At 63.3% G+C, this 22,206-nt stretch carries 21 protein-coding genes and 1 pseudogene; 10 read left to right on the forward strand and 12 right to left on the reverse strand.

What is annotated here, in order from left to right:
- Positions 1-18: 18 nt before the first annotated feature.
- Together K408_RS0109470 and rpiA are read right to left on the reverse strand one after the other, a co-directional pair.
- Positions 19-564 (reverse strand): DUF2059 domain-containing protein, encoded by a 546-nt coding sequence (locus K408_RS0109470; protein WP_024338359.1) that lies wholly within the window; start codon positions 562-564, stop codon positions 19-21.
- The gene (gene rpiA, locus K408_RS0109475) at positions 561-1,280 is read right to left on the reverse strand and encodes a ribose-5-phosphate isomerase RpiA (RefSeq protein WP_024338360.1); all 720 of its coding nucleotides are present in this window, start codon (positions 1,278-1,280) and stop codon (positions 561-563) included. Before rpiA ends, K408_RS0109470 begins: the two co-directional genes overlap by 4 nt.
- A gap of 150 nt (positions 1,281-1,430) precedes the next feature.
- Here rpiA and K408_RS0109480 point away from each other — a divergent pair, with 150 nt between their 5' ends.
- The 4 genes from K408_RS0109480 (at position 1,431) to K408_RS0109495 (ending at position 5,864) form a co-directional block, all read left to right on the forward strand.
- Positions 1,431-2,123: an HAD family hydrolase gene (locus K408_RS0109480; RefSeq protein WP_024338361.1), complete on the forward strand. Its 693-nt coding sequence runs from the start codon at positions 1,431-1,433 to the stop codon at positions 2,121-2,123.
- A 273-nt stretch (positions 2,124-2,396) separates the two neighbouring features.
- The gene (gene moaA / locus K408_RS0109485) at positions 2,397-3,416 is read left to right on the forward strand and encodes a GTP 3',8-cyclase MoaA (protein WP_024338362.1); all 1,020 of its coding nucleotides are present in this window, start codon (positions 2,397-2,399) and stop codon (positions 3,414-3,416) included.
- 182 nt (positions 3,417-3,598) lie between these two features.
- Entirely contained in the window at positions 3,599-4,180 is a 582-nt protein-coding gene (locus tag K408_RS0109490) for a TRAP transporter small permease subunit (protein ID WP_024338363.1), read from the forward strand.
- A gap of 28 nt (positions 4,181-4,208) precedes the next feature.
- Positions 4,209-5,864, forward strand: a complete 1,656-nt coding sequence (locus K408_RS0109495) for a TRAP transporter large permease (protein WP_024338364.1) — start codon at positions 4,209-4,211, stop codon at positions 5,862-5,864.
- Positions 5,865-6,053: 189 nt separating this feature from the next.
- Here the strand turns inward: K408_RS0109495 and K408_RS0109500 are convergent, their stop codons facing one another.
- On the reverse strand, positions 6,054-7,439 hold the full coding sequence (locus K408_RS0109500) for a sensor histidine kinase (RefSeq protein WP_024338365.1): 1,386 nt from the start codon (positions 7,437-7,439) through the stop codon (positions 6,054-6,056).
- Position 7,440: 1 nt separating this feature from the next.
- A complete protein-coding gene (locus K408_RS0109505) occupies positions 7,441-8,115 on the reverse strand; it encodes a response regulator (RefSeq protein WP_024338366.1) in 675 nt (224 codons plus the stop codon).
- Positions 8,116-8,405: 290 nt separating this feature from the next.
- Between K408_RS0109505 and K408_RS0109510 the strand changes: the two genes are divergently transcribed.
- Positions 8,406-8,615: a hypothetical protein gene (locus tag K408_RS0109510; protein ID WP_024338367.1), complete on the forward strand. Its 210-nt coding sequence runs from the start codon at positions 8,406-8,408 to the stop codon at positions 8,613-8,615.
- Between the two features lie 551 nt (positions 8,616-9,166).
- Here K408_RS0109510 and K408_RS0109515 read toward each other — a convergent pair.
- The 4 genes from K408_RS0109515 to K408_RS0109530 all read right to left on the reverse strand — a co-directional run bounded on the left by K408_RS0109515 (position 9,167) and on the right by K408_RS0109530 (position 13,343).
- A complete protein-coding gene (locus K408_RS0109515) occupies positions 9,167-10,255 on the reverse strand; it encodes a TRAP transporter substrate-binding protein (protein WP_024338368.1) in 1,089 nt (362 codons plus the stop codon).
- A 166-nt stretch (positions 10,256-10,421) separates the two neighbouring features.
- Positions 10,422-11,510, reverse strand: a complete 1,089-nt coding sequence (locus tag K408_RS0109520) for a TRAP transporter substrate-binding protein (RefSeq protein ID WP_024338369.1) — start codon at positions 11,508-11,510, stop codon at positions 10,422-10,424.
- Positions 11,511-11,715: 205 nt separating this feature from the next.
- A complete protein-coding gene (locus tag K408_RS0109525) occupies positions 11,716-12,852 on the reverse strand; it encodes an Mrp/NBP35 family ATP-binding protein (RefSeq protein WP_024338370.1) in 1,137 nt (378 codons plus the stop codon).
- A 53-nt stretch (positions 12,853-12,905) separates the two neighbouring features.
- Positions 12,906-13,343, reverse strand: coding sequence for a VOC family protein (locus K408_RS0109530; protein ID WP_024338371.1), 438 nt, complete (start codon positions 13,341-13,343; stop codon positions 12,906-12,908).
- A 184-nt stretch (positions 13,344-13,527) separates the two neighbouring features.
- Here K408_RS0109530 and K408_RS0109535 point away from each other — a divergent pair, with 184 nt between their 5' ends.
- The 5 genes from K408_RS0109535 to K408_RS0109555 all read left to right on the forward strand — a co-directional run bounded on the left by K408_RS0109535 (position 13,528) and on the right by K408_RS0109555 (position 18,620).
- Positions 13,528-14,400 carry an NAD(P)-dependent oxidoreductase gene (locus K408_RS0109535; protein WP_024338372.1) on the forward strand — a complete coding sequence of 291 codons (873 nt, stop codon included), beginning with the start codon at positions 13,528-13,530 and terminating at the stop codon, positions 14,398-14,400.
- Positions 14,401-14,607: 207 nt separating this feature from the next.
- Entirely contained in the window at positions 14,608-16,032 is a 1,425-nt protein-coding gene (locus K408_RS0109540) for a sodium:proton antiporter (protein WP_155248354.1), read from the forward strand.
- A 161-nt stretch (positions 16,033-16,193) separates the two neighbouring features.
- Complete coding sequence (locus tag K408_RS0109545) at positions 16,194-17,789, forward strand: sensor histidine kinase (protein ID WP_024338374.1); 1,596 nt, start codon at positions 16,194-16,196, stop codon at positions 17,787-17,789.
- 44 nt (positions 17,790-17,833) lie between these two features.
- Positions 17,834-18,037, forward strand: coding sequence for a DUF1289 domain-containing protein (locus tag K408_RS0109550; protein WP_024338375.1), 204 nt, complete (start codon positions 17,834-17,836; stop codon positions 18,035-18,037).
- 28 nt (positions 18,038-18,065) lie between these two features.
- Positions 18,066-18,620 (forward strand): TIGR02281 family clan AA aspartic protease, encoded by a 555-nt coding sequence (locus K408_RS0109555; protein ID WP_024338376.1) that lies wholly within the window; start codon positions 18,066-18,068, stop codon positions 18,618-18,620.
- A 5-nt stretch (positions 18,621-18,625) separates the two neighbouring features.
- Here the strand turns inward: K408_RS0109555 and dusA are convergent, their stop codons facing one another.
- From dusA to K408_RS40245, 4 genes and pseudogenes are all read right to left on the reverse strand, one after another.
- Positions 18,626-19,618 carry a tRNA dihydrouridine(20/20a) synthase DusA gene (dusA, locus tag K408_RS0109560; protein WP_080654847.1) on the reverse strand — a complete coding sequence of 331 codons (993 nt, stop codon included), beginning with the start codon at positions 19,616-19,618 and terminating at the stop codon, positions 18,626-18,628.
- 261 nt (positions 19,619-19,879) lie between these two features.
- Positions 19,880-20,754, reverse strand: a pseudogene (locus K408_RS37830) (IS3 family transposase); the annotation flags it as partial.
- Between the two features lie 305 nt (positions 20,755-21,059).
- Positions 21,060-21,278 carry a hypothetical protein gene (locus tag K408_RS0109575; RefSeq protein ID WP_024338379.1) on the reverse strand — a complete coding sequence of 73 codons (219 nt, stop codon included), beginning with the start codon at positions 21,276-21,278 and terminating at the stop codon, positions 21,060-21,062.
- Positions 21,275-22,051, reverse strand: a complete 777-nt coding sequence (locus K408_RS40245; protein WP_024338380.1) for a helix-turn-helix domain-containing protein — start codon at positions 22,049-22,051, stop codon at positions 21,275-21,277. The genes K408_RS0109575 and K408_RS40245 overlap by 4 nt, the downstream gene beginning before the upstream one ends.
- Between the last annotated feature and the right edge of the window lie 155 nt (positions 22,052-22,206).

Genomic DNA, 22,206 nt, shown 5'->3' on the forward strand with positions numbered 1-22,206 from the left:
CTTTTCAGATAGGTGCGCTCAGATCTCCTTGCCACGCTTGCGCATCTCGGCGCGGAAAGCGCCCATCACCGTCTCGGAGAAGTTCTGGGCCCAGGAGTTCATGAAGGCCATGCTGAGGCCGATGGCGCGCGGCTCGGCCTCGATCAGCTTCTTGCCCAGCGGCGACTTGTAGAAGGTGGCGAGGTCCTTCAGCTCCTGCTCGGTGAACTCGCTGGCATAGATCTGCGCCATGCCTTCGCCGATCTCGTTCTGGCGGCCGGCGAGTTGCTGGGCCACGACCGGCGCAACCTCGTTGAGCTCCTTCTGATAATTCAGGTTCTGCTGAATCAGCGCGATCTTGGTCTTCTCGACGACGCCGGGCACCGCGCCGGCATACATCGCGGTCGCGTTCTTCATCTGCAGAATCTCCTTCGCCGCCGCGATCGCGGCCGGCGACGCCTTCGGCTGGGCCGGGGCGGCGGCAGCCTTGGGCTGGGCCGGCTGCTGGGCGACGGCCGGGGCGGCCGAGACGGCCAGTCCCACAGCGAGAGTCGCGGCCGGCAAGAGTTTCAACACGTTCTTCATTCCTGGTCTCCTTTCGGCTTGCGCCGTTCAATCACGCGAATTCCTTCGCCGCCCGCCAAAACGGCCGAGCTGGCCAAGCCGATGAACAAACCATGCTCGACCACCCCGGGGATGGCGCTCAACGCCTTGGCAAGACCGGGGGGATCCACAATACTTCCGAGCTGGGCATCGACGATCCAGTGGCCACCATCGGTGACGAAAACGTGGCCGTCCTTGTCCTTGCGGACCGCCATTTGCCCGGAAAGGCCGCATTCGGCAAATGCCTTTTCGATCGCCCGGCGGGTTGCGCCGAGCCCGAACGGAATCACCTCGACCGGCAGGGGAAACTTGCCGAGCGTCGGTACCCATTTGCTGTCGTCGGCAATCACGATCATGCGATCCGAGGCGGCGGCCACGATCTTCTCGCGCAAAAGCGCGCCGCCGCCGCCCTTGATCAGATTGAGCTCGGCGTCGATTTCGTCGGCGCCGTCGACCGTCAGGTCGAGATGGTCGATCTCGTCCAGCGTCGTCAGCGGCACGCCGCAACGCTCCGCATCAGCGCGCGTGGCCTCCGAGGTCGGCACGCCCACCACCTTGAGCCCGGCGGCGACACGCTCACCGAGCAGCTCGACGAAATGTTTGGCGGTGGAGCCGGTGCCGAGCCCGAGCTGCATGCCGTCGCGCACCGCCTCGAGGGCGCGCGCCGCCGCCTGCCGCTTCAACTGGTCCATGTTCACGTCTGCGCCCGCCCCTGAATTCGTGAGCCGCCGACAGCGGCCGCTTTCGGCGGCCTATGTAGCCTCGTTTTTCTGGCGGGAACAGGCCTATAAGGTGATCTTATGGGCCCGCCCCTTGCGTCGATCCGGCCGGCCCGATAGCGCTTGGTCATGACCTCCCCTCACACCATCGTCTTCGATCTCGACGGCACGCTTGTGGATACGGCGCCCGACCTGATCACCGCCTTGAACTACGTGCTCGACCGCGAAGGGCTGCCGCCCGTGCCGATGGCCTCGGCCCGCAACATGATCGGCGCCGGCGCCCGCAAGCTGATCGAGCGGGGGCTGGAGGCCGAGGGCCGTACGGTCACCCCCGCGGACATGGACCGGATGACGGCGGATTTCATCGCCTATTATGCCGACCATATCGCCGTCGAATCCCGGCCATTCGAGGGACTTGAGGCCGCGCTCGACCACTTTGCGGCGCAGGGCCATCGTCTCGCGGTCTGCACCAACAAGCTCGAATGGCTGTCCAGGCGGCTCCTCGACCAGCTCGACCTCAGCGGTCGCTTCGCGGCGATCTGCGGCGCGGACACGTTTGGCGTTCAGAAGCCGGATCCGACCATCTTCCGCCAGACCGTGGCGCGCGCTGGCGGGGAGATGAAGGCCAGCATCATGGTCGGCGACGCCGGAACCGACGTGGGCGTCGCGCGGCGGGCCGGCGTCCCCGTGATCGGGGTCAGCTTCGGCTACACGGACGTCCCGATCGCCGATCTGAAGCCGGACCGGCTGATCCATCACATGCGCGATCTGCCGGAGGCCGTCACCAGCCTGACGACGACAAAACTCGCAGCAAGCCACTGAGGCCGTTGAGGTTTTTGTCAACATCCACAAGGCTCCGCGCAGCAGGCTGCGTTCACAGCGACGGGAGCGCATGACGGTTCGCCGTTTTGCGTCGGAACCGGGTTGGCAATACGCACCGAGCGAGCCGACGCAACATCCGAGGACGAGGCTGCACTGCCCGAGGACTGAACCCACGTATACCACCCGATTGTCCTTGCCGCGTCCGATGCTTAGATTGCCTTAACTGCACCGCTGAAACAGAGGTGCGCCCGTCACATTGACAAGGCCTCTCGCATGAACGGATCCGCCGCATTGTCGAGCCCGATGACCGATCCGTTCGGGCGGACCATCAGCTATCTGCGTGTCTCGGTCACAGACCGCTGCGACTTGCGTTGCTTCTACTGCATGTCCGAAGACATGACGTTCCTGCCGAAGGCCGACCTGCTGACGCTGGAGGAGCTTGACCGGCTCTGCACCGCCTTCATCGCCAAGGGCGTGAAGAAGCTGCGACTCACCGGCGGCGAACCCCTGGTCCGCCGCAATGTCATGACGCTGGTGCGCTCACTGTCGCGGCATCTTTCCAGCGGCGCCTTGAACGAGCTGACCCTGACCACCAACGGCACCCAGCTCGCCAGGCACGCACGGGAGCTCGCCGATTGCGGCGTGCGTCGCATCAACGTTTCGCTCGACACGCTGGATCCCGGTAAGTTTCGCGAGATCACCCGCTGGGGCGAGATCGACAAGGTGTTGGAAGGCATCGAGGCCGCGCGCGCCGCGGGGCTCGGCGTCAAGATCAACGCCGTGGCCCTGAAGAACCTCAACGAAGACGAGCTGCCCTCGTTGATGCGCTGGGCCCACGGCAAGGGCATGGGTCTGACGCTGATCGAAGTCATGCCCATGGGCGAGATCGGGTCGGGACGGATCGACCAGTACCTGCCGCTGTCGCTGGTGCGGGCCCGCCTCGCCCAGCAATTCACGCTGACGGACTTGGCCGAGAGCACGGGCGGACCGGCCCGCTATGTCAGCGTCGCCGAAACCGGCGGCAAGCTCGGCTTCATCACGCCGATGACCCATAATTTCTGTGAATCCTGCAATCGGGTACGCATCACCTGCACCGGAACGCTGCACACCTGCCTCGGCCACGAGGATGCCTCCGACCTGCGTAAACCTCTGCGTGCATCGAGCGACGATCTATTGCTTGCGGATGCGATCGACCGCGCCATCGGACTGAAGCCGAAGGGCCACGATTTCATCATCGACCGCCGCCACGACCGCCCCAGCGTCTCCAGGCACATGAGCGTCACCGGCGGTTAGAAGCCGGCCGCCACACGGGTTTATACGGGGCTTATTCCCCTTAACTATCAACAAACTTCCGATTGACTGGCGGCACGCCCGCTGGTTTGGTGCGGCTGCCTCATGCCTGCGCGGCGAGACAAGCCACGCGCCATCTCGGCGCAGTCAAGACGGCCGGGGCACAATCGGGGGAGGACCTATCGTTGCAAGCGCTCCTTAAGCTGAGCAGCAGGATCGACGCGTTCACGCGCTGGACCGGCAAGCGCATTGCGTGGCTGATCGTGCTCGCCGTGATCATCTCTGCAGTCAACGCGATCATCCGCAAGACGTTCGACACCTCGTCCAATTCCTGGCTCGAACTGCAATGGGTGCTGTTCAGCATCGTCTTCCTGCTCTGTGCGCCCTGGACGCTGCTCGACAATGAGCACATCCGCATCGACATCGTGAACAACACGCTGCCGAAGAAAGCGCGCAACGTGATCGACCTGGTCGGTCACGTGTTCTTCCTCATGCCGATCTGCATCATCATGATCATTACCGGCGTGCCGTTCTTCCTGCGCTCCTTCGAGATCAACGAGCAATCGGGCAATGCAGGCGGTCTTCCGCAATGGCCCGCCAAAGCCCTGATCATGATCGGGTTCGCTTTCCTGCTCGTCCAAGGCATCTCCGAGCTGATCAAGCGGATTGCGGTGATGCGCGGATTGATACCCGATCCGCACGAATCCCAGGTGTCGGCGCTGGAGGCCGAAGTCGAACATCTCGTCGAAGCGATCGAGAAGAAGTAGCCGTTGGCGACGGTGTAGGGGGGAATTCATGACCGCATTCATCATCGCCAATATGGCGCCAATCATGTTCGTGTCGCTGGTCGTCATGCTGCTGCTTGGCTACCCGGCGGCATTCTCGCTCGGCGCCGTCGGCCTGTTCTTCGCCATCATCGGCGTCGAGCTCGGTCAGTTCCACCCCGACTTCCTCCAGGCCTTGCCGGAGCGTGTCTACGGCGTGATGAACAACGACACACTGCTCGCGATCCCCTTCTTCACCTTCATGGGGCTGGTGCTGGAGCGGTCTGGCATGGCCGAGGATCTGCTGGATACCATCGGCCAGCTGTTCGGCACGATCCGCGGCGGCCTCGCCTATGCCGTGATCTTCGTAGGCGCCCTGCTCGCCGCGACCACCGGCGTGGTCGCCGCCTCCGTGATCTCGATGGGTCTGATCTCGCTGCCCATCATGCTGCGCTATGGCTATGATCGCCGCGTCGCGGCCGGCGTCATCGCCGCCTCCGGCACACTGGCGCAGATCATTCCGCCCTCGCTCGTCCTCATCGTGATGGCCGACCAGCTCGGCAAATCCGTCGGTGACATGTACGAAGGCGCCTTCATCCCGGGCCTCGTGCTCGCCGGCCTCTATGCCGGCTACGCCTTCCTCGTCAGCATGATCTTCCCGGCGGCCGCGCCGGGCCTGCCGAAGGAGGCCATCGGCTTCCGTGAGGACAATGGCGACCGCGGCCTGGTCTCGCTCGGCTTCCTGTTCCTTGCGAGCTGCGTGTTCGGATGGTTCATGATGCGAAATTCGACCGTGCACGGAGCCGATTACGTCGTGCTCAGCATGTTCTATGGCATCATCTTCGCGTTTGCGATCGCCGTGCTGAACTGGGCCGTCGATAAGCTGACCGGCTTCCGTTTCCTCTCCAAGATGGCGCAGCAGACCACATTCGTGATGGTGCCGCCGCTGTTCCTGATCTTCCTGGTGCTGGGCACGATCTTCATCGGTATCGCGACGCCGACCGAAGGCGGTGCGATGGGTGCTGCCGGCGCCCTCCTCCTGGGCGCGGCGAAGCGGCGGCTGAGCTGGGACCTGATACGTCAGGCCACGGAATCGACCGCCAAGCTGTCGGCTTTCGTCGTGTTCATCCTGGTTGGCGCCCGCATCTTTTCGCTCACCTTTTACGGCGTCAACGGGCACGTCTGGGTCGAGCACCTGCTCACCTCGTTGCCCGGCGGCCAGGTCGGCTTCCTGATCTTCGTCAACGTGCTCGTGTTCATCCTGGCTTTCTTCCTCGACTTCTTCGAGCTGGCTTTCATTGTGATCCCGCTGCTCGGGCCGGCCGCCGAAAAGCTCGGCATCGACCTGATCTGGTTCGGCGTCATTCTCGGCGTCAACATGCAGACCTCGTTCATGCACCCGCCGTTCGGCTTCGCCCTGTTCTATCTGCGGTCCGTCGCGCCGAAGGAGCGCTACACGGATCGCATCACGGGCAAGCGGATGGACCCTGTCACGACCGGCCAGATCTATTGGGGTGCGGTGCCATTCGTCGTCATCCAGATCATCATGGTCGGCCTGGTCATCGCGTTCCCGGCGATGGTGATGCACTACAAGGGCGTCCAGACCAACATCGATCCCAGCACGATCAAGATCGAGGTGCCGCAGATCGAGCTGCCGCCACTGGATTTCGGACCGCCGCAAAAGTAGCGAGGCGGGAGTACAGTCGCGCTCTTGCCCTCCCTGCAGGGAGGGTAGCGTATATGCACACTCGGCAGAGATCGTGATGCCCGGGCTTGTCCCGGACATCCATGTTCTTGGGCCCGCGAATGAAGGCGTGGATGGCCGGGACACGTGTCTGGCCCGGCCATGACGCTGTGGAAGCAGCGTTGACACACCTCAGGCGCGACTGCCCTCCCCTCCCGGGGAGGGCGAAGATACCGTTTGGTCTGCCAACCTGAACCGCACCGTGAACTCCGCGCCGCCACCGGGGAGATTTGTCACTGCGATCGTGGCGGCGTGATCGTCCGCCACCGCGCGCACGATCGAGAGCCCCAGCCCCGCGCCGTCGCTGCGCCGGCGGTCGGCGCGCCAGAAGCGTTGGAAAATCAACTCGCGATCGGCTTCCGGGACGCCCGGACCGTAATCGCGTACGCGCACCGAACCGTCGTCATGCACCTCAATCTCAACGGAGGTGTGTACCGCGGTAAACTTGATGGCATTTTCGGCGAGGTTGAAGATCGCGCGCTGGAGCATCTCCGAATTGCCATGGATCAGGACGGGCGAGTCGGCGCCCTTCAGCGCGATGTCCTTGTTCTGCGCGATCGCTAACGGAGCGATCGAGCCGACCACCTCGGCGCAGACGGCGCGCAAATCCGCGGTCTCGCCGGGATCGAGCACCAATGTGTCGAGTTCGGCGATCTCCAGCAACTGGGCGACAATCCGGCTCATGGCTTCGATGTCCGCATGCAGCGCCCGGCGGGCCACCCTGTCGCCGAGCGTCTCGATCCGCGTGCGCAGGATCGCGAGCGGCGTGCGCAACTGATGCGCGGCGTCCGCCGTGAACTGCCGCTGCACGCGAAACCCGCCCTCGAGGCGATCGAGCGCCTGGTTCACGGCGGTGACCAGCGGCATGATCTCGCTCGGGATCTGCGCGGTCGGCAGACGAATGTCGGTGCGGGCCGGGCCGATATTGCTGGCTTCCTGAGAGGCCTTCCACAATGGCGCAATCGCGCGGCGGAAGATGATGATGTCGATGGCGAGCAGGACCAGGAGGATCGGGATGGTGATCCACCCTACCCGCCGGAAAAAGTTCGAAACGATATCGTCGATAATGACGTCCCGGTGCGCCAGATCCTCGGCAACCTGGATGCGCACCGTCTTGCCGGCGACCTCCCGAGTGACGCTGGCGCCGGAGATGGTTTCGGAGAAACGGGAGAGCGCCGTCGCCGCTGAGCGTCGGTGGGAGGAGAACAGCAACCGGCCGTCGGCATCGCGAATGTCGAACTGGTAGCGTCCGTAGGCGTCCGAATAGAGTCCCTTGAGGCTGTCCGGCAGGTTGAAGCTCAACGTGCCGTCCGGCTGCGCGACGACGCGCTCCGCCAGCACCTCGGCCTGCGCACGCATGGCATCGCGATGCAATTGGTCGATCTCGGAGTTGAGCAGCCAGAACAGAACCAGGGGCAGGAAGATCGCGACCACGGCGACCGCGACGATGTGCAGGAACACGATCCGCGAGATCAGCGATTTGAACGCGAGCGATCTGACATAGCCCCCGGCGGGCACGCTATCTCTCCTCGGTCATGAGATAGCCGACGCCGCGGACGGTGTGGATCGCGACTTTCGCACCGTGCTCTGCAAGCTGCTTGCGCAGCCGCGAGACATAGACTTCCACTGCATTGGATGCGACCTCGCCGTCGAGCCCGAAGATGTGGTCTTCGACGTTCTTCTTCGGCACCACCCGCCCCTGCCGGCGCAGCAGGATCTCGAGCACCGAGGCCTCGCGCGCAGAGATGATGCGCGGCTGGTCGTCGACGAAGATCTGGCGGCTCTCGGTGTCGTAGACGAGGTTGGCGAGATTGAGGGAGCGGCCGAGCAACTGGCCTGGCCGGCGCAGGATGGCCTCGAGCCGCGCCACCAGCTCCTCCATCGCAAACGGCTTTGACAGATAATCGTCGGCCCCGCTGCGCAGACCGGTGACGCGGTCCTGCAGGCCCCCGCGCGCAGTCAGCACCAGCACCGGCAGCGGCTCCATCTCGAGGCGCAGTTCGCGCAGCACCGACATGCCGTCGCCGTCAGGCAGACCGAGGTCGAGGATCATCGCGGCATAGCCGACGCTGCTCACCGCCTCGCGCGCCTCGGCCGCGCTCCCGACGATATCGCTCTGGTAGCCGGCCGCAGCCAGCCCCCCGGCAACGAGCCGTGACAGCTCGACATTGTCCTCGACGATCAGAAGGCGCATCGTAGGCTCGCCGGATGCTCCGGAATTGACGCACGGCTCGCGCCGCGTCCGCGCTCTTTTCCAGCATTCGGACCGCCGCGGCCAGAGAAAAAAGCACTGGTTGGCCTTTTGCTCTGTCAGGTCCATGTAAGCCACGCCGCGCATCGCCCAAGAAATGGCTGGGCCCACGCAGCCGATTCAAAGACCTGGTGTGGTCGTCATCGCCCCGCCGGTTGAAGAATTGGTCCGCGGAACGTATTATTTTTGCTTGGTTGAGTCCAAGGCTCAGGATCAACGCCGGGAGAAGCCCGATGCCTTACTTCCCACCGAACGAGAACCAGGACTTCCGCGTCTGCAAGGTACTTGCCGATATCTTTTGTGCAATCTTGATCGGGACCTTCTCGGTGGCCTTCTTCGGCTGGCTCGGCGGTCTCGTCGCATTTGTCATCGTCGAAGCAAGCCTCCTGGCGCTCGATTGGCTCATTCCAACCAAGGATGATGCCGCCGGCGTTGTTCGCTAAAGCATGATGAGCTGAGGCTTGCTCGCTGCGATGACGGAGGTGCACTCCGTCCCGCCGCGTCGCGCCGACCTCTGCGCAGGCGGGCGAGTTGAACACCCTCGCATTCGAATCAACCTCGAGCGGCGTTGGATCGGCCATGGCTGCTGCCAGAGCACGATCAGGAAGGTCGCGCAGCGGCTTATTGGAAAGATTATGCAAAGCGACAAGCTAAAGCTGGATCGATTGTAGAAGCAGCCACCAACCGTCAGAAGGCCTTGAGCAAGTCACCACCGAAACGTTCTTGTCGGGATCGAAGCGCATCGCGATCTCAGTCCAATGACGCAATTTCGGATTTGCCGATCATGCATGTCTACCACTGTTTTGCCCGACGGGTCAAAAAATTCGGCTATTCTGGATCAACTTCGCCGCGATCCCGCCAAGCTGTTGATAATTCTCGCGCCGTCTACTGTGCATGGGGTTGTTTTCGAAGTTCTTGTTTGTCCCCCCCATGGATGCGCACGCCAACGCCCCGGAGCCTTGCTCCGGGGCGCCGCATCCGACCGAAAACGCGCTCAGCTCTGCGAGCGGCGCGCCATGAAGATGTCGTAGCCGACCTCGGCCACCTGGAACCAGGAGTAGCCGTCGCTCGTGAACTTGGCGAGCGAGTCGTGCACCTTCTTGAAGTTGGGGTTGGTCGCTGCGACTTCGGCGTGCAGCTCCTTGGCGGCCTTGTGGCAGGCATCCATGATCGACGGCGAGAAGGCGTGCAGCTTGGTGCCGCCCGCCAGCAGCTTTCTCAGCGCCAGTGGATTGGCGTTGTCGTAGCGAGCCATCATGTAGTTGTTGGCGTAGTGGCCGGCCTGCTCCAGCACGCTCTGGTAATATTTCGGCAGTGCGTTCCACTTGTCGAGGTTGACGAAGGCCATCAGCATCGGCCCGCCTTCCCACCAGCCGGGATAGTAGTAGTGCGGCGCAATCTTGTAGAAGCCGAGCTTCTCGTCGTCGTAGGGGCCGACCCATTCGGCGGCGTCGATGGTGCCCTTCTCCAGCGCCGGATAGATATCGCCGCCGGCGAGCTGCTGCGGCACCACGCCGAGCTTCTGGAGCACGCGGCCGGCGAAGCCGCCGATGCGGAATTTCATGCCCTTCAGGTCCTCGGGCGTATTGACCTCTTTCCTGAACCAGCCGCCCATCTGGCAGCCGGTGTTGCCCGCGAGCAGCGATATGACGTTGTAGCTCTTGTAGAACTCGTTGAGCACGTCGCGCCCGCCGCCCAGCATGTACCAGGCCTGGTTAATGCGCATGTTGGGACCGAACGGCACGGCTGAGCCGAAGGTGAAGGTCGGGTCCTTGCCGAAATAATAGTAGGACGCGGTGTGGCCGATCTCGCAGGTGCCGTTCTGCACGGCGTCGAGCACCTGGAGACCCGGGACGATTTCCCCTGCCGCGAAGATCTGTATCTGGAATTTGTTGTCGGTCGCTTCAGCAACCATCTTGCACATCATCTCGGCGCCGCCAAACAGCGTGTCGAGCGATTTCGGCCAGCTCGTCGGCATGCGCCATTTAATTTCCGGCAGCGACTGCGCGATCGCGGGAGCCGCGAGCGTGGCGGCACCGGCCGCACCAAGCCCTGTGACCTTGATGAAGTCTCTTCTCTTCATGATTTCCTACCCTGATGGATCTGATTGTGGAGCCTTCTTGCCGAGGCTTTGAGGGCAGCATGGAACATCGCGGGGCCGAATGCCACCCCGATCGCACCGCGGCCAAAGAAAAAGCCCGGCCTCCCTGAGGAGGCCGGGCTCATGGTCTTGCGATGTGAGCCGTAGATCAGCCGCGGGTGCGCGAGCGGATCATGAAGCTGTCGTAGGTGTATTCGGCAACCTGCCACCACAGATATTCGTCGGAGCGGTAGGCCTGCATGGCGTCGATCGCCTTCTTGAACTCGGCGTTCTTGCCCGAGATCTCTGCCCACAATTCGTTGGTCGACTTGAGGCAGGCTTCCAGCACCTCGTTGGTGAAGGGCCGAAGCTGGGTGCCGCCGGCGACCAGACGCTTCAGTGCCGCCGGGTTCTGCATGTCGTAGCGCGCGGCCATCCAGGTATTGGCATGGGCGGTCGCGTTGGTGAGGATCGCCTGGTAGTTCTTCGGCAGCGCATTGAATTTATCCAGGTTGGCGAAGGCGTGAACGGTCGGACCGCCTTCCCAGAAGCCCGGATAATAGTAGTACTTGGCGACCTTGGCGAAGCCGAGCTTCTCGTCATCGTAGGGGCCGACCCACTCGGCCGCGTCGATGGTGCCCTTCTCCAGCGCCGGATAGATGTCGCCGCCGGCGAGCTGCTGCGGCACCACGCCGACTTTCTGCAGCACCTGGCCGGCGATGCCGCCGATGCGCATCTTGAGGCCGGACAGGTCGGCAACGGTCTTGATCTCCTTGCGGAACCAGCCGCCCATCTGCGTTCCGGTGTTGCCGCAGGGGAAGCCGATCACGTTCGACTTCTTGAAGAACTCGTTGGCGAGCTCGTTGCCGCCGCCCTGATAGAGCCACGAGTTCTGCTGGCGCGCATTGAGGCCGAACGGCACCGAGGCGAAGATCGCGAAAGTGGGGTCTTTGCCGACATAGTAGTAGGACACGGTGTGGCACATATCGACCGTGCCGTTCGTGGTCGCATCGAGCGCCTGGAGGCCGGGGACGATTTCGCCGGCGGCGAACACCTGGATCTGGAACTTGTTGTCAGTCATCTCGGCGACGTACTTCGCCACCTGCTCGGCGCCGCCATAGATGGTGTCGAGCGACTTCGGGAAGCTCGAAGTCAGGCGCCACTTCACCTCGGGCGAGGACTGCGCGATCGCCGGTGAAGCCACTGCGGTCGCCGCCGCGCCTGCTGCCGACACTTTGAGAAAATCACGACGCTTCATCTTCAGGTCTCTCCTTGCTGGGGCGTTTCCCCTTAACTTCTCTTATGCCGCCGCTCATTCCGGCGACGCGGTAAGCTCGCGTCGAACCGAAGGGGCTTGACTGCGGTGCGCCTTTAACACGGCCGGCCCGGTTTCGGAACGCGACAATGGCATGGCGGGGCTCTACGAAAGTCGCATGTCCCCGGAGGTTGGCGGGGCAACCGGTTCAGGCCACGGCAATGACGCCCTTCAGCTGGTCCCGGACCCGGCCCGCAATGGCGCGGTAGATCGCCGCATGAGGGCCGTCCGGCTCGCTGTCAACCACGGGATTTCCGGCATCCGAGGTGGCGCGAATCGCCATGTGCAGGGGGATCTCGCCCAGGAACGGTACCCCGAGCTTCTCAGCCTCGTGCCGGGCCCCACCATGGCCGAAAATGTCCGAGCGCGTCCCGCAATGCGGGCACTGGAAGTAGCTCATGTTCTCCACGATCCCGAGCACCGGCACGTTGACTTTCTTGAACATGGCAAGCCCCCGCCGCGCGTCGATCAAGGACAGGTCCTGCGGGGTCGAGACGATCACGGCGCCCTTGAGCGGCACGTTCTGCGCCAGCGTCAGCTGGGCATCGCCGGTACCCGGCGGCATGTCGACCACCAGCACGTCGAGCTTGCCCCACTCGACGTCGCGCAGCATCTGCGTCACCGCCGACATCACCATGGGACCACGCCAGATCATCGCGGTCTCCTCCTCGACCAGGAAGCCGATCGACATGATGGCGAGCCCGAAACGCCGGAGCGGAATCATCTTGCGCTCCTCGTTCAGCTCCGGCTTGTCGCGCAGGCCCGTCAGGCGCGGCACCGAGGGGCCGTAGATATCGGCATCAAGCAACCCGACCTTGAGGCCGAGGTCGCGCAAGCCAAGCGCCAGATTCAGCGCGGTGGTCGACTTACCGACGCCGCCCTTGCCGGAGGCGACCGCAATTACGGCGGCAACGCCCGGGATTTCCGATTGCCGCGCCATCGGCGATTGGCCTCCCTGCGGCGGCTTGTGGGCATGCGCCGGCTGCACGCCGGGCGTGCCGCGGCTCGGCTGCGGAGGTGGCGGCGGCGCGGAGCCCGGCTTGCGCTCGGCCGTCAGCGCCACCATGACGGTGGTGACGCCTGGAATGGCGCGCACGGCGGCCTCCGCTTCGGCCCGGACCGATTCCCAGGCCCTCGCCTCGGCGGCATCGACATTGATCGAGAAGAACACCTTTCCGTCGGCCGCGCTGATTGCGCTCAGCACATTGGCATGGGTGAGCGCGACCCCGCGGGGCGACTTGACCCTGGTGAGGCTGTCGAGAACCTGTTGCTGCGTCACGCTCAAAGCGCATCTCCTAGAGTTGAGGATGCCCCATTAGAGCGGAAACGCCCAAAAGGCTACTGCCGGCCGATATCGTCGGCCTTTTCGATGGGCGCTCCCCCCTGCTCCCTGGCAGCCTCGTAGTTCAGCTCGATCATGACGCCGTTTGGGTCGTGGACGAATATCTGCCAGAGCTCACCGCCGGGCACCTGACGGGCCTCGAACTTCATCCCCTTTGACGCCAGCCGCTGTTTCATGCCGTCAAAGCCGCGACTGACAAAGGCGACGTGGTGGACAACGCCTGAATCCGGCTTTTGTGGCTCAGCGGTAGGGGAAATATCGACGAGATGCACCACGGGCTTGCCCTCGCTATACATCCAGGCGCCCGGGAAGGCGAAGTTCGGCCGAGCGCCTTTTTCCAGGCCCAGCACGTCCTCGTAGAAGCGAACGGTCTCGGCCAGATTCCGGGTCCGGATGTTGAAATGATCGAGGACGCCAACACTCACGCCGCCCATGCTCTCGCTCCCTCATTTTGAAGTCCTTGGGTCCGCCATCCTAGCACAGGGGGCGGCCAAACGAAGCCGTTGCCCTCTGGCCTCAAGGGTTTATGGTGCGCGTCCAGTCCGCCCTCACCGCGGAACCCAGGCATCCCTTGCTTGGCAAGAACCGTAAAACCCAAACTACGGACAAGGTACCACAATGGCTAAAGTCGCTTTCCTCGGCCTCGGCGTGATGGGCTTCCCCATGGCCGGACACCTCGTGAAGAAAGGGGGCCATGAGGTCACCGTCTATAACCGCACCGCGGCCAAGGCGAAGGAATGGGCGGACAAGTTCGGCGGCAAGACAGCACCGACCCCGAAGGCCGCCGCGGAGGGCCAGGACTTCGTGATGTGCTGCGTCGGCAACGACAATGACCTGCGCGCAGTCACGATCGGACCCGACGGCGCGTTCGCCGGCATGCGGAAGGGTGCGACCTTCGTCGACCATACCACTGCCTCCGCCGAGGTTGCGCGAGAGCTGGATGCAGCCGCCACCAAGGCCGGGTTCAAATTCGTCGACGCGCCGGTCTCCGGCGGCCAGGCCGGCGCCGAGAACGGCGTCCTGACCGTGATGTGCGGTGGCGCGGAGGACGCGTATTCCGGCGCCGAGCCGATCATCACAGGCGCCTACGCGCGGATGTGCAAACTGCTCGGGCCCGCTGGCTCCGGTCAGCTGACGAAGATGGTCAACCAGATCTGCATCGCCGGTCTGGTGCAGGGTCTCTCCGAGGGGATCCACTTCGCCAAGAAGAGCGGCCTCGACGTGGCCGCGGTCATAGAGACTATCTCGAAGGGGGCCGCACAATCCTGGCAGATGGAAAATCGCTACAAGACAATGAACGAGGGCAAGTACGATTTCGGCTTCGCGGTCGAATGGATGCGCAAGGATCTCTCGATCGCGATCGCCGAGGCCCGCCGCAACGGCGCCAACCTGCCCGTTACCGCGCTGGTCGATCAGTTCTATTCTGAGGTCGAGAAAATGGGCGGCAAGCGCTGGGATACGTCGAGCCTGCTCGCACGCCTGCAACGCTGACGCTCGGTTACGGCCCGGTCCAGGGTCGCGCAGCTTCGACTTCGTCGCGGCCTCGGCCGCGACGAAGCTTCAGCTAGGCGGGCGAACGGAAAACCATAATCTTCGGGGGGAGTCTTGCTTAGCGTGATCGCCGCCATTCTCGTCGTTGCCTGTGTCGGCCTAGCGCTGGAGCGTCGACGGGGACACCCCGAGGTCGCCAGGCGTGGAATCTATCGACGGCTCTCCCGCCTCATCACCAGCCCGCTCATCGTTGCTATCCTGATCCTGACTGCATCACCTTCGCAGACTCTGGCCGCATCGCTCGATGGCGCCAGCATTGGCCCGCAATGGGCGCTTCCATTTGCGGGCATGCTGCTGTCCATCGCAATATTTCCGCTAGCAGCACCTCACTTCTGGGAGCATCATCAAGGCAAGATTGCCGCGATGTGGGCCGCCCTGATCGTGCTGCCGCTTGCAATCTGGTACGGTCCGCTTCCAACCATCCAGGCACTCGCTCATACCGCGCTGCTCGAATACGTCCCGTTCATTCTGCTGCTACTTGCCCTGTTCACGGTCGCCGGCGGAATCGTGGTGCGCGGCAATCTCCACGGCTCCCCGGTCCTGAATACGCTGCTGCTCGCGCTAGGCACTCTGATCGCGAGCGTCATCGGCACGACCGGCGCGTCGATGGTCATGATCCGGCCGGTGATCCGCGCCAACGACGACCGTCGGCACAACGCCCACGTCGTGATCTTCTTCATCTTTCTTGTGTCCAACATCGGCGGCTCGCTTTCACCCTTAGGAGACCCGCCGCTGTTTCTGGGCTTTCTGCGCGGCGTGGACTTCTTCTGGACGACGACGCACCTGTTCCCCCAGACCACGTTCGCTGCCTGGATTCTGCTTGTCCTGTTCTTTTGCATCGATGCTTATCTTTACCGCAAGGAAGGCCGCGTCAAACCGGACCCAACTCCGGACAATCCCCTGCGGATCAGCGGCGGCCTCAACTTCGCTTTGATGGGAGTGATCATCACTGCGATCCTCTTGAGTGCCAAGCTCGACCTCGGCGGATTTGAAGTTCTGGGCACGCACCTCCAGCTGCAGAATCTTCTGCGCGATGCCGTGATGATCGGCGTCGTGTTCGCATCTCTCGCCGTCACCTCGAAGGAGGACCACGACGCGAACGGCTTCTCCTGGGGCCCCATAGTCGAGGTGGCAAAGCTGTTCGCCGGCATCTTCATCACCATCATCCCCGTGCTTGCAATTCTCAACGCGGGCAAATCCGGCGCGTTTGCCTCCGTCGTGAACATGGTCACCAACGCCGACGGGACGCCGAACAATGCCGCCTATTTCTGGTTGACCGGCGTGCTCTCATCCTTTCTCGACAATGCGCCAACCTATCTCGTCTTCTTCGAGCTTGCCGGAGGCGACGCCAAGCAGCTGATGACAAACGGCGCCGTCACCCTTGCGGCGATTTCCGCAGGTGCGGTGTTCATGGGCGCAAACTCCTACATCGGCAACGCGCCCAACTTCATGGTGTACGCGATCGCGCGAGCGGGCGGCGTCGCGATGCCGGGCTTCTTCGGATACATGGCCTGGACCTCCGTCCTGCTGCTGCCCGTGTTCGCATTGGTCACGCTCGTTTTCTTCAAATGAAGGCGCCGGCGCCTTTCCGCGGACTGAGACCCGGACGACGGTGGATTAACGCCCGGTTAAGGTAATTCTTTAGCTCCTTAAGTCACCTCTTAAGGATTTCTTGCCAGAGATAGACAATGCAGAAGGCCCGCGTCCGGCGTGGGCAGGAATCGTGTTGCTTGATGAGTAACCCCGCTGAAAAGCCCGAGGTCGTGCAGCTTCCGGCCGAGCCGGTGAGCGCTCCATCGGCGAGCAGCCGAAGGGCTGCGGCGCAGCGGGTGCGTGAGGCACGGGACAAGTTAACGTCGACCAGTGGAACCCGTCCGGCTTTCGACGCCGAGATGCTGCGACAATACGCGCAAACGCGGCTGTCGGCCTCCTACGTCGTCATGCTGCTGGTGGTGGCCACCGGCGTGCTGTTCGGGCTGTGGATGCAGCCGATCCCGGCCGCGGCCTGGACAGTCGGCATGCTCTGCATCCACGCGGCGATGATCCGGAGCTGCCGGCGCTTCCTGAGCGAGCCCGCCTCTCCGACTGCGACGCGCGCCTGGCGGACGCGCTTCGTCGTGATCGATCTGCTCTATGGCCTGTGTTGGATGGCGATCCTGATCCATCCCGTGCTCGACATGGTCACGGAATCCCTGATGATGTTCCTGATGCTGCTCGTGATCGCAGTATCGAGCATGCTCGCCGCCAATCTGCCGATCGCCGCCCTTGCCGCCACCGCGCCGGTCGCGGTCGCAATGGCACTTAGCCTGGCGATGACCGGCTCGCTGGACAACTACATCCTGGCCGCGCTCGCCCTCGCCGCCGAAGGCTACTTCGTGTTGCTGGCGCACCGCCTGCACTCCTCGACCTTCGCCACGCTGGAAGCGCGCGCCGAGAAAGACGCGCTGATCGGCGAGCTCGAACAGGCCAAGGCGATCTCGGACGAAGCGCGCCACCGCGCCGAAGCCGCCAACGTCGCCAAGTCGCGCTTCCTGGCACAGATGAGCCATGAGCTACGAACGCCGCTGAATGCGATCCTCGGCTTTTCCGAGGTGATGAAGAGCGAAATATTCGGGGCGCATGCGGTGCCGGTCTACAAGGAATATTCCGCCGATATTCACAATTCGGGCGTACACCTGCTCAACCTCATCAACGAGATCCTCGATCTGTCGCGGATCGAGGCCGGTCGCTACGAACTCAACGAGGAAGCGGTGTCGCTGGTCGGTATCGTCGCCGACTGCCATCATTTGATGAAGCTGCGCGCATCGAGCCGCGGCATCACCATCCACGAAGTATTCGAGCAGGGCATGCCGAGGCTCTGGGCTGACGAGCGCGCGATCCGCCAGGTCGTGCTCAATCTGCTATCCAACTCGATCAAGTTCACACCTCAAGGCGGCGAGATCTGGCTCAAGGCGGGATGGACCGCCTCGGGCGGACAATATCTCTCGGTGAAGGACTCCGGCTCCGGCATCCCCGAAGACGAGATTCCGGTTGTGCTCGCCTCGTTCGGCCAGGGCTCCAACTCGATCAAGTCGGCCGAACAGGGCGCTGGCCTCGGTCTGCCCATCGCCAAGAATCTGATCGACCTGCATGGCGGCACGTTCACACTGAAATCGAAACTGCGCATCGGCACCGAGGTGATCGTCACCTTCCCGCCGGAGCGCGTGATGAGTGCGCTTGCGCCGCTATCGGATGATGCTCCGCCGCTCCAGCCGGAGAGTTCCCCTCTGCCGGACGAGAAACGCCGGCCGCGGCACAAGCCCATCATGAGCGCCGGCACAGGCTCCTAACGAGATGCTTGCAGAAATGTCCGACGATCCATCACTATGTCCGAATGAGCAAAGAAACGCCGTGCGTTGCCGTCTGCATGATCGATCCCAAGACCAAGCTATGCTTCGGCTGCGGCCGAACCTTGCCCGAGATCGCGCGCTGGCACGCCATGGAAAGCGCGGAGCGGCTCGCGACCATGGCCCTCTTGCCGGCGCGGATGGCGGAAGCCGGACTTACGCCGACCGGGGGATCGCCGAAACGCATCTGACCCGCCGGCTTGTGTTCGGAGGCGCGCGATGATCCGCTTCCTGCTCGTTTTCGTCCTGCTCGCCGGCACGGCAGGTGCCGTCGTCGCCTATGGCGACGCCGGTCAGATCGCACGCGCCAGCCACAAGGTTTCACACATTTTTCGTGCCCAGGCGGCGGCACCGGCCCCTGCCGTGCAGATCCCGCGCGGCCAGGGCGGCGAATTCGCGCTGCGTGCGAAGATCAATGGCGTCACCGCGCCAATGGTGATCGATACCGGCGCGACGTCGGTCGTGCTGACCTGGGAAACCGCAAAAGCAATCGGGCTGCCGCTCGAGATGCTTGAATATGACGTCGACCTGGAAACTGCCGGCGGCCGCACCAAGGCAGCCCGCCTCACGCTCGATCGTCTCTCCGTCGGTCAGCTCGTGGAAAAATCGGTGCCCGCTCTCGTCGTTCCACGCGGACAGATGAAAACCAATCTGCTCGGCATGAGCTTCCTCGATCGCCTGGAGAGCTGGGGCGTGCGCGCCGACACGTTGATGCTCACCGGCTATCCGGAGCTCCAGCGCAGTCCCCGCCGCTCGCGCACGGCCGTCAACTAACCGACTTACGCCGCCTCCACCGGGACGCGGGCGCCGATACGCGCGATCGCATCGCGCAGCACCTCGAGACCAGCGCCGGGCTTCACCCCCTGCTCGGCCAGATGACGACGGAAGGCTCGCGCGCCCGGCACGGCATGGAATGCGCCGACGAAATGCCGCGTGATCGCGTGCAGCCGCGTGCCGCGCGCGAGCTGCTGATCGATATAGGGCATCATCGCCTCGAGCGCTTCCTGCATGGACGCGTGGGGCGCCGTCTCGCCGAAGATCTCGCCATCGACTGACAGCAGCCGCCATGGCTCCTGATATGCGGCGCGCCCAAGCATCACGCCATCGACATGGTCGAGATGTCCTTTCGCCTCTTCGAGGCAAGAGATGCCGCCGTTGATGATGACAGGCACATTGGGCATCGCGCGCTTGAGACGATAGACGCGATCGTAGTCGAGCGGGGGAATGTCGCGGTTTTCTTTCGGAGACAATCCGTTGAGCCAGGCCTTGCGGGCATGCACGATCAGCGTGTCGCAGCCGGAGGCGACCACCGCATGTGCGAGTGCATCGAGCGCGGCTTCCGGGTCCTGATCGTCGATTCCGATACGGCACTTCACCGTGACCGGAATGGCGACGGTGCGCTTCATTGCAGCGACGCATCTCGCCACCAGCTCCGGCTCTGCCATCAGGCAGGCACCGAAGCGGCCATCCTTCACGCGATCGGATGGGCAGCCGACATTGAGATTGATCTCGTCGTAGCCGAAGGCCTCGCCGATCCGAGCAGCTTCGGCAAGGTCACGCGGATCCGAGCCGCCGAGCTGAAGCGCCACCGGATGCTCGCACGGATCGAACCCGAGCAGCCGCTTGCCGTCGCCATGAATGACGGCCCCGGTGGTAAGCATCTCCGTATAGAGCAGCGCCCGCCGGCTTAGGTGACGGTGGAACACCCGGCAATGCCGGTCGGTCCAATCCATCATCGGGGCCACAGAAAAGCGATAGTGTTGATATTCCAATTACTTATCCTATTGCCTCAGCGGGCCAGAACAGGAACTAGCGCGGACGTATGCACTCTAACTAGCCAGAATTGCACACGCTTGTACCGCATTTGATCTCCCGGTGCACACGTAGCGCACACGAAATCGGGGTGGAGTGCACACGCAATGCCGGCCTTTACAAAACTCGAATCGGGGAGCTGGCGCGTTCAGGTCAGGAGGAAGAACGAGTATGTCGCAAACGCGTTCGTTTGAGCTGCTGCCGGTTTGATGGACACCGGGTTAAGCTAATCCCACCTTGCGCTCGAACTCAACCGGGCTGAGACAGCTGATGGTCGAGTGCCTGCGGGTGGCGTTGTAGAATCTTTCGATGTAGTCGAACACATCGGCTCGTGCCTCGTCTCTGGTCCTGTAGGTTTTGCTTTCCGTCCGTTCGGTCTTGAGCGAGGAGAAGAAGCTTTCCATCGCCGCGTTGTCCCAGACGTTGCCGGAGCGGCTCATGCTGCAAACGATGCCGTGGTCGGCCATCAGTCGCTGGAACTGATCGCTCGTATACTGACTGCTTGATCGGAATGATGCAGCAGCGCATCCGGCTTGCCGCGGCGCCAGACAGCCATCAACAAGGCGTCCGTCACGAGTTGTGCCGTCATGGCGGCACTCATCGACCAGCCCACCACCTGGCGCGAGAACAGGTCGATCACCGCCGCCACATAGAGCCAGCCCTCGGCCGTCCAGAGATAAGTGAAGTCGGCGATCCACTTCTGGTTCGGCCGCTCGGCGACAAACCGCCGGTCCAGCAGGTTCGCTGGCATGCTCTCGAGTTGCCGATCGCCACTGTCCTTCGGCAAGCGCCGGCGCCGCGGCCGCGCTCGCAAGCCTTGCAAGCGCATCAGCCGCTCGATGCGGTGCAGGCCACAGTCAGCCCCGTCGGCGAGCACGTCACGCCACACCCGGCGCGCGCCATAGGTGCGGTCACTCGCCAGGAAACTGGCCTTGACCTTACCGCCAAGCTCTTTGTCACTGCGGGATCTGGCGCTGGGAGAGCGGTTCAGCCAAGCATGGAAGCCCGACCGCGACACTCCCAGTGCTTCGCATAGCCATGCCACCGGCCAGACCGCCCGGTGCTTCGCGATGAAGACGAACTTCATGTCGCTTCCTTAGCGAAGAAGGCTGCGGCCTTAGGTCTGCACGCTGGGAGACGCCCACCGGCAAGGCCTTCGGGCTGCTCTACCTCGGCTCCAGCGCCAAGCTTGCTTTCGTCGAGACGATCCTTCGAGACCGCGCCGACGGCCGTAACGGCGACTGCGTCATTGAGGAAAGTGAGATCGAAAAGCGCTCCATCGCGACCATCAGTCCCGCCGTACCCCTCACGTTGGTGCATCACACCGGCGACGGCCCTATAAAAATGGGCGTCCCGTCCGACGTGGCCGGCGCACGTGACCAGTCGATGGCTCAGCACTTGTCAGTACGTGCAGTCGCGAGACACCGTGAGGGTAGCTCTGCAGAAGGTGAAGATGAGGCGGCCATAGAGCGCGCCCAAGCTCAGCCCTGAAGTGGCCAAGCGGTACGAATTGCCGAGAGCACGGGCAATTTCGAGCCAGCACGTGACCTCGTTGTGCACGGGCGTCATATGGATTCCGGCCAATGGCAGCATCAGGAGTTGAATGCCGATCTCGCTCATGACAGCATGGCTCCGGCGCGCGGGAGCGGCATGAATTGCGCAAGATAGGCGCTGCGCCATTGATAGGGCGTATCGCCGACGAACCGCTTGAACACAGTCGTGAAGTGTGCCTGGGTCTGGAATCCTACGGTCAATGCGGTGTCGACTAGGGAGACGTCCCCCTGCTTCAGCAGCTCCTGGGCGCGCTCGATCCGGCACTTCAACAGATATTCGTGAGGCCGCATGCCGACCGCTGCCCGGAACTGCGCGGCAAAGTGCATCCGGCTCAGCCCGGCAACGGCTGCGAGGTGCTCAAGCGTGATCTTCGCGCCCAGGTTTTCGTCGACATATTGCATTACGCGCTTGAGGCGCCATTTCTGCAACGATCGCACGGTACGACGCGCACGGCCCTCTCGCTCTTCGACATCGGGCTCGGCCTCCCTGCGTTGGGTCACTGCCTGCGCGCTGGCGCGGTGGGTCAGAATGGCAAGGCGCAATGCGTCGGCCAGGATGGCGGAATGCGGATGGTGCAGTGCCTCCGTCGCTGCAAGCGCATCCGAAAGCTGCCGCAGCACGGGATCGATTAAGTCCCTTGGACGGCTCTCGGACCTCTGTGCATCCGGCGCCTCGATAGCGAGGGCGACATCGAGATGACCCCGAGGCAGCGTCGTTCCCTCGCAGCCGGCCTGATCGCAATATCCCGAAGGCCGACTTCTGCCGCCGAGGCTTGAGATATCGATCGAGCCGATCGCATGATCCTTGGTGGTAAGCGGCCGTGACAGCTGTAGCGACATCGTCGAATCTCCTTTTCCCCATTTCGACTCGGCGAAGCCTGACCGGCTTGTCCGAACGTCATGGCAGCAGAGTAATTCGACGGGCCCCGCGCTCCATTCTACGGGCGGGTGAACCGGTAGGTTCTCGGGTTGATCGCATCATACCTAGGTATGAT

It is taken from the genome of Bradyrhizobium sp. in8p8 (assembly GCF_000426845.1).
GTDB lineage: Bacteria > Pseudomonadota > Alphaproteobacteria > Rhizobiales > Xanthobacteraceae > Bradyrhizobium > Bradyrhizobium japonicum_C.